An 8,151-nucleotide genomic window follows, 5' to 3' on the forward strand; every position below is an offset into this window, starting at 1 on the left:
AAAACTTATTAGAGACTTATCGGACAGCCCCTTATTGTGTAGATATATGTCGGAAAAATAAATTGAAAGTCGCTTGGATTATAAAAGAATTTGACTCTCAAAAAGTAAGGACAATCATATGTTCGATTACTATATAAAGATATTAAACATGAGAGGTAATACTACCGATATATATAAGAAACAATTTTTTAATTATTGCTGCTATAGTAATGAATTACTAACATAGTAACATTAACAGAATTGAAATTATATGAAAATAATTAAAGAGTGGGGAGGGCCACAGATGAAGAGGCAAAGCATTTCAACAAAAGTATCTCTTATTTTGTTTGTAGTAATTGCGATCGTTCTTTCTTTTACTGCTGTTATCGTAAATATGTATACGAAGAATATTTTGACTCAAAATATTGAAAAAGAGGTTGCCCTTGAGAGTAAATCAGTAGCAAATCAGGTAAATAATTTTTTTAAGGGGAAAGGAAATCTCGTAGATCAGATTACTAGTAATCAAACAGTACTTCATTATCTTAATACAGCAAAGACGCGTGATGAGGCATTAACGAACACGTATTACAAAGATATGATTCAGTCACTAGAGGCTACAAAAAATACGGATGCTGATATAGCGATGATTTGGGTAGCAAGTGAACAGGGGAATTTCTTAACTGGAACCGGGAATGTTCTATCAAATACAGATTTTGATCTTAATGAGAGACCGTGGTATAAGCCAGTAAAGGATGCAGAAGGAATTTACTATACAGATCCATATATGGATCAGGTATTCGGTAAAGTCATTCTAAGTGTGATGAAGGAAGTGAAAGTGAATGATAAGCCAGTAGGAATTGTAGCTATTGATTTATTCCTAGACTCTATTCCTTCGATCATGGAACAATATAAAATTGGAGAAACAGGTTATAGTATACTATTAGCTCCTGATGGAAACATAATTTATCATCCAAATAAAGAGCTGATTATGAAAGAGCCTTTGACAAATGAAACAGGTGATATGGGAGCAATTGCAAAGAAAATGATAGCCGGGGAAAATGGATTAGAAGAAGCGACTCTTGGAGATAAACGCTACTATGCAGGTTATGAACCGGTTAAGTCAGCCGGCTGGTCTGTCGCAACTGTGGTTACACAGGATGAAGTATTTATGCCTTTGAAGAGTATGGCAAAGACAGTTTTAATCACCTTCGTCATTACAGCGATCATTTTAGTAGCAATGACTTATTTCTTATTAAAATATATGCTGAAGAATCTTTCCAACATGTCTGAAATGATTAATAAGATTGCAGCTGGAGATTTAAGGCATCGACTTGATATTAAATCAAAAGATGAGCTGGGGCAAGTATCAAATGACCTGAATGGTATGTTAGACAATTTAAATGGTCTCGTTCAGGTTGTACAGGAAAATGCAGCACAGGTAGCTGCTTCATCTGAACAATTAAATGTGAGCACTGAACAAACGGCACAGGCTGCACAATTAGTAGCCGGCACAGTTGATTCCATAACAGCAGGAACTTTACAGCAAAGCAATAATACGAAAGAAGCTACTGAAACAGTTATTAAAATGTCTGAGACGTTTCAAACAGTTTCTGTCGATTCGGATACAGTTGCTAAAAGTTCCGAAGAAGCTGTTCAGAAAGCGAGAAGCGGGGAAGAAGCTGTTGTATCAGCTATGAGCCAAATGGAGACAATTAAGGAAACAGTAAATACAGCCGCGAACATAATTGCAAAACTAGGGGAGCGCTCAAATGAAATTGATCAGATCGTTGATACAATTTCTGATATTTCGAATCAGACAAACTTGCTTGCTTTAAATGCTTCCATTGAGGCATCACGTGCAGGAGAACACGGTAAAGGCTTTACTGTTGTAGCGAATGAAGTTAAGAAGCTTGCTGAACAGTCAAAACAGGCAGCAGGCCAGATTGGAGATCTAATTAAAGAAATTCAGACCGATACAGATCTTGCAGTTGATTCTATTAATAATGGTACACATGAGGTAGAAAAAGGTTCCGATGCTGTTCAGACAGCTGGTGTAACATTTAATGAAATCACTTCTATTGTTTCACAAGTATCCGAGCAAATGAAAGCTATTTCTTCTTCGATTCAGAAGCTGTCATCAAGCACGGGTTATGTTGTTGAGATGATTCAAAATGTGGATGATCTTGCTGATTCGGCGAGAGAAAATTTTGAAAATGTTGCTGCGGCAGCGGAGGAGCAAACAGCGACGCTGGAGGAAATTGCTTCATCAAGTGAAGAATTGTCTTCTATGGCATTGGAACTGCAGGAAGCTGTTTCTAAATTTAAGATTTGATATTTACAATTAAATTAGGGCAAATTCTTTAGAAATCGCTTTTAAAAGAGGTGTTTCGGCATAGTATACGTTCCTGGAAAATTTATTTTTCAGTGGGTGTGTGCTATGCTTTTTTATATTTACATTAAATATAAAAAAGTATAGTGAATGTCTGATATATAATAAATATCACATCATTATGTTCAAACATATACAAGGTTTATAATTAATCTATTTATAACAGAAAAAGGAGAGATTTTATTATGCCTGGAACAAAACGTGAAAATATAAGGCTAGGTAAAAAAGTGAAAGTAGTACAAAAACAAGACCAGCGTTCAGGTAAGTTAACAGAAGGTGTTGTGTCAGCTATACTTACAAATGCAGCTGTACATCCCCATGGTATTAAAGTGAGGCTTGAAAGCGGGATTGTTGGCAGAGTGAAAGAAATATTAAGTTAATATTTTTGATATAAAGATAATTGCCTGCCTCTTATTCAACTGGTATCCCTATACTCTGTACTAAGAGGCAGGCATTTTTATTAAATTTCAATAATAATCGGTAAAATCATCGGTCTTCTTCTCGTTTGTTCAAACAAGTATTGCCCTACTGATTTTTTAATAGTTTGTTTCATTACATTCCATTGACGTACATTTTCTTTTTGTAAATCAGTAACAGCTTTTTTAGTAAGACGATTTACTTCTTTCAAAAGATCATCAGAATTTTTCGCATAAACGAATCCGCGTGAAATTGTATCAGGTCCTGAAATGATTTTGCGATCTCCCTTACTGATCGTTATAACGATGACAAGCATCCCGTCTTCAGAGAGCTGTTTTCGATCCCGCAACACAATTTCTCCAACATCGCCGACACCCATTCCATCAACATATGTATCACCTGCTGGAATTTGCCTTGTCTGTCGGGCAGCCTTGTTTTGGATATCAACGACATCCCCATTTTTAATAATAAAGGTGTTTCCATTCTCTACTCCGACTGATTCGGCTAACTGTCGATGATGGTGAAGCATTCGAAATTCTCCATGGATAGGTATAAAGTATGTCGGTTTCATTAATGTAAGCATAAGCTTTAAATCTTCCTGATAACCATGTCCTGATACATGCATTCCGGTTGTGCTTCCAGAGCCATATATAACTTTAGCGCCGAGTTGAAATAAGTTATCTATAATACGTGATACATCTCTCTCATTTCCAGGTATCGGGGATGCGGCTAAAATAACGGTATCTCCCGGATAAACAGATACATCACGGTAATTTCCACTAGATAAGCGAGAAAGAGCGGCCATTGGTTCCCCTTGGCTTCCTGTACATAAGATCGTCACCTTTCCAGGGTCTAATTGTTCGACTTCATTTGATCCAATAAGCATTCCATCCGGAATATTTAAATAGCCTCGTTCTATTGCTACAGAGACGATATTAATCATACTTCTGCCAAGCAGTGCAATTTTTCTGTTTGTCTTAATAGAAGCTGCTACAACTTGCTGAACTCTGTTTACATTAGAGGCGAAAGTAGAAACGAAGATTTTCCCTTTTGCTTTCATAAAGGCTTCTTCCATATGCTCTCCTACAGTATGCTCTGTTGGAGTCAGACCGCTTCTTTCAGCATTCGTACTTTCGGACAGTAAGGCTAGAACGCCGTTTGTTCCGATCTCCGCCATTTTATGGATATCTGAATGTTGATTGTTCTCAGGTGTCAGATCGAATTTGAAGTCTCCGGTATGGACGATATTTCCTTCAGGTGTATGAAAGACAATACCTAAGCAATCTGGAATACTATGGCTTGTTCGGAAGAAAGAAGCTTCGATTTTCCCTAACTCAATCCTTGATTCTGAGTTAATTTCAACCAGTTTTGTATCCCTTTTAAGTCTATGTTCATCTAGTTTTAATTCAATTAAGCCTAATGTAAAACGTGTAGCATAAATTGGTACATTTAATTTTCTTAAGAAATAAGGAATGCCGCCTATATGATCTTCATGTCCATGTGTTACGACTAAAGCGCGGACTTTCTCTTTATTCTCTTCTAAATAAGTAATGTCCGGAATAATTAAATCGATTCCTAATAAGCTTTCATCAGGAAATTTCCCCCCACAGTCAATAACTACGATATCATCCTCATATTGAATAGCGTACATATTTTTACCAACTTCATTAACACCGCCTAAGGCGAAAATAGATAAAGTATTATTAAGCAACTTTATACCCTCCTAATGTCAGTAACATGTTTTTTAGTATTTCCCATTGAAAAACTCTTTATTTAGCAATGGGAAATAAACATATAGAAAAGGGGAAAATAAAAAATAGAGCTGTTCTCTGTTTTTTCTTATTGGTTATTTGCCTAGCGGCGCTGTTGGTGCTTAAGGAAATTTAAATGGTGAGATTCATAATTTTTTTAAAAAAATGATGCAAAACAGTTGTTTTTACGTAAATTAGGCTCTATGATATGATTAGCATAATACTGTAATTTAACTACATATATAAAGGAGTATATTATGATTACTACAACTAAGTATTTATTCGATTCTGCTGAAGAAACAAATAGCGCTATCGCTGCTTTTAACTGTTATAATGCTGAAACAATTCAAGCTGCGATTGCTGCAGGTGAAAAAGCAAATAAAGGTGTAATCATTGCTTACGGTGAACGTTACCAAGATTACATGAATATAGAAGCGTTTGCCGCTTTTACAAAAGCTCTTGCAGAACAAGCATCTATCCCGGTTTCTCTCCATCTTGACCATAGCTATAAAATTGAAACAATTGAGCGTGCGATTGCTTGCGGTTTCTCTTCTGTTATGTATGATGGATCTGCACTTTCACTTGAAGAAAACGTAAAAACAACAAAACATGTTGTTGACATGGCTCATGCAGCAGGAGTATTTGTTGAAGCGGAAATCGGTTCAATGGAAAAAGGGGAGTTCTCTGATGAAGAAGAAGGGGACGGCAGACTGACAGATCCAGATGAAGCAGCTTGGTTTGTGAAAGAAACAAATGTTGACTTCCTTGCAGCATCTATCGGAACTGTTCACGGTATGTATAAGGGAGAGCCTAAATTAGAATTAGAGCTTTTAGAGAAAATTAGAGGCGCTATTCAAATTCCTCTTGTATTACACGGTGGATCAGGTACTCCTGAAGACCAAATCTTAAAATCAATTGATCGCGGAATCCGCAAAATCAATGTGAATACTGAAATTTCTTTAGCGGCAGTTAAAGAAATCTCAAATCAGCTTCAAGCAAACCCATCAATCCATTTAAGCTACCTTATGGAAGCTGCTCAAAACACAATGATTGATCAAATGTATAAAATTATTGAACTATTCAAAAATAACTAATATACAATGGAAAAAGGTATGGAATTTGAGATGATTCCATACCTTTTTTGTGTTATCCGATTTTAAGTAATTTAAAAAGAAATATCCTTGTTTTTAAATGATGTTTTTTCTTTTAAAATGTCTCCAAATTATTTCAAAGAATATCATGAATGTTGTTAGTCACTTGAATGAACTCAAGTTCCACTTTTTCCGCATATTGAATTGCTCCGGGTCCGCCTATATAAAACTTCGTATTTGTATGCTTTCCAGCAAATTCATCCAGTTCCTGTAGTAACTGCGTATTTTCTTCGAACGGAATCAAAGTAACAGCAGAGAGAATAACCTTTTTAGGTTTTAATTGCTGGACAGTAGATTCAATGGCGTTGGGAGCAGGTGATGGTCCGAGGATAACAGTCTTCCAGCCCTGCAGCATACATTGAAGTAAAATGATATGCAGGGGAATTTCATGTCTTTCATGTGGAAGGCATGCACCAAGCAAAAGTGGAGCATTATCATTGAATTGAAAATTTCGACGTAATTGCACAAGGAAATCTCTAATAGCCAAGCTTGCTAATGCTTCTTGATATTCACCCCAGCGACCGTCACTCCAGCGCTGTCCAACCTCTGTTAAAAATGGAATGATAATAGAATTCAAAAAAGTTTCTAAACCGTAAGAATGATATGCCTGCTGTAAAATTCTATTTACATTGTCTTCGTTACAAAGGGTACTGTCAGAAAGTAATGAATATAAGTATTTATCAGGTGTATTATATAAATTTGTATTTTCTACTTGTTCTAAAGGTTCTATTTCTAATTGTTTATTCGTATAAGTAGCAGCTTGTTTAACTGTTTGTCCTTTTTCGATTAAAGATTTCATATAAAGGAGAGTATTTACTTCCTTCTCGCTGTAAACACGATAACCATTGTCTAATCTTTTAGGACTAATAACCTCGTATCGCTCCTCCCATTTGCGAATGACTTGTTTAGATAGCCCGGTAATATTTGCGACCTGTGTAATGTTATAGGTCATTTCACTGTTAATTTGTTTCATAGAAAAAACATCCTCTTAATTTATTGTTTGCTTATTTTACCCTCTCTTTACCCTTTTTAAATAATATATGGATTAAAGATTATATGAGAATGAACAGATTGTGATTTAAAAGGAAGATAAATCTATTTTAAAACTATATAACATGTTCAGAGTTTGTACAATAAGATGAAAAAATATATACAGACATTATACGATAATTTCAATCATTTTTCTTTTCTTTCGTTATGAAATTACTTTAGATAACGTTATTAATAGTTTAAGATAAATCATTTGTATTATAAAAAAAAGTGAAATTTATGGTAATTTTTTAAATAAGTTTGTATAATGATTGTAAAATGTTTGAGTCGTCTTAGATGAGGTTCTTTTATGTTGGAACATATAATTTTAATCAGAAGGAATCTTGAAGAATCAGCTGTTATTATACTTCTGTGGAGTAGAGGGTACGCCGAAAAAAATGTAATAAGAAAGAATGGATTAATAGAATCATTGACAAGCTGGACGCGGGCTTCCTCTTTTTATGCAGGAATGAAATTATTGTTAAATCACATATTGTCTAATCAATTCTTAAAAGGAGTGAAAGCTTATGTATAGTACAGAAGAAGCGTATAAATATTGTGAAGAAGTGATTAAACATCATTCGAAAACATTTTATAAAACATTCTCTATATTATCAAAAGATGAACGTAGAGCAGTATGGGCTGTGTATGCATTTTGCAGAACAGTCGATGATATTGTAGATGAAGGGATAGATCCTGAAAGAGAGCTTGCTGAATTTAAAAAAGTATTTGAACAGTTTCTACAGCATACATATGATGAGGCAGACCCTATGTGGGTAGCGCTGTATGATGTGTTTATGAAATACAAGATGGATAAACAGGCCTTTCATTCTTTAATAAAAGGGAAAGAGTTAGATTTATCTGTTAACCGCTATGACACAATGGATCAGCTTCTCAATTATTGTTCCCAGGTTGCTGGTACTGTTGGTTTAATGTTATTACCGATTCTTGCATCAGAGAAAGCAGCACTGTTAAGAGATGGGGCAGTGTCATTAGGTATAGCTATGCAATTAACAAATATTTTATATAATATTGAAGAAGATTTAGAGCGCAATCGTATTTATTTACCGAAGGATGTAATGAAGTACTGTGGTTTAAGGAAAGAAGCACTTTGGTTAGGAAGAATAGACCATTCTTTCATTCAAGTGTGGGAACATTTAGCAGAAGTTGCTGAGCAGTTTTATAATGAAGCATTCCGGTCAATGGATGAATATCCGATCTATTCGAGAATTCCAGTTAAAAGAGCAGCATACTTATCTCATAAGATTTTATCTGTCATTCGTTCAAAACGATATAAAGTGTTTAAAGAGAAACATTTTACAATGAAGAAGCGGAAAAGACTAATTTTAGTGCGTACTTAAAGAAGAGGAGGGCTCGTGAAGTGAGTCCTCTTTATTATGTTTATAAAGTGAAACTTCCATCAGTGGGGGTTTTC

General features: G+C 35.1%; 6 protein-coding genes. 4 read left to right on the forward strand and 2 right to left on the reverse strand.

All coding sequences use genetic code 11. The features are described from left to right. The first annotated feature begins 283 nt into the window (after window positions 1–283). Together BFA01S_RS19770 and BFA01S_RS19775 are read left to right on the forward strand one after the other, a co-directional pair. The gene (locus BFA01S_RS19770; protein WP_066234995.1) at window positions 284–2,311 is read left to right on the forward strand and encodes a methyl-accepting chemotaxis protein; all 2,028 of its coding nucleotides are present in this window, start codon (window positions 284–286) and stop codon (window positions 2,309–2,311) included. Between the two features lie 242 nt (window positions 2,312–2,553). Further along, the gene (locus BFA01S_RS19775) at window positions 2,554–2,748 is read left to right on the forward strand and encodes a YwbE family protein (RefSeq protein ID WP_066234998.1); all 195 of its coding nucleotides are present in this window, start codon (window positions 2,554–2,556) and stop codon (window positions 2,746–2,748) included. 80 nt (window positions 2,749–2,828) lie between these two features. Here the strand turns inward: BFA01S_RS19775 and BFA01S_RS19780 are convergent, their stop codons facing one another. Further along, entirely contained in the window at window positions 2,829–4,502 is a 1,674-nt protein-coding gene (locus tag BFA01S_RS19780; protein WP_066235001.1) for a ribonuclease J, read from the reverse strand. 291 nt (window positions 4,503–4,793) lie between these two features. On the opposite strand from BFA01S_RS19780, the gene BFA01S_RS19785 reads away from it, so the two are divergent. After that, complete coding sequence (locus BFA01S_RS19785; protein ID WP_066235004.1) at window positions 4,794–5,630, forward strand: class II fructose-bisphosphate aldolase; 837 nt, start codon at window positions 4,794–4,796, stop codon at window positions 5,628–5,630. 133 nt (window positions 5,631–5,763) lie between these two features. Here the strand turns inward: BFA01S_RS19785 and BFA01S_RS19790 are convergent, their stop codons facing one another. Next, window positions 5,764–6,660, reverse strand: coding sequence for a MerR family transcriptional regulator (locus BFA01S_RS19790; RefSeq protein WP_066235007.1), 897 nt, complete (start codon window positions 6,658–6,660; stop codon window positions 5,764–5,766). 583 nt (window positions 6,661–7,243) lie between these two features. Between BFA01S_RS19790 and BFA01S_RS19800 the strand changes: the two genes are divergently transcribed. Continuing rightward, a complete protein-coding gene (locus BFA01S_RS19800; RefSeq protein ID WP_066235011.1) occupies window positions 7,244–8,077 on the forward strand; it encodes a phytoene/squalene synthase family protein in 834 nt (277 codons plus the stop codon). The last annotated feature ends 74 nt before the right edge of the window (window positions 8,078–8,151 follow it).

Source organism: Metabacillus fastidiosus NBRC 101226, assembly GCF_001591625.1.
In the GTDB taxonomy this organism is placed as follows: domain Bacteria; phylum Bacillota; class Bacilli; order Bacillales; family Bacillaceae; genus Metabacillus; species Metabacillus fastidiosus.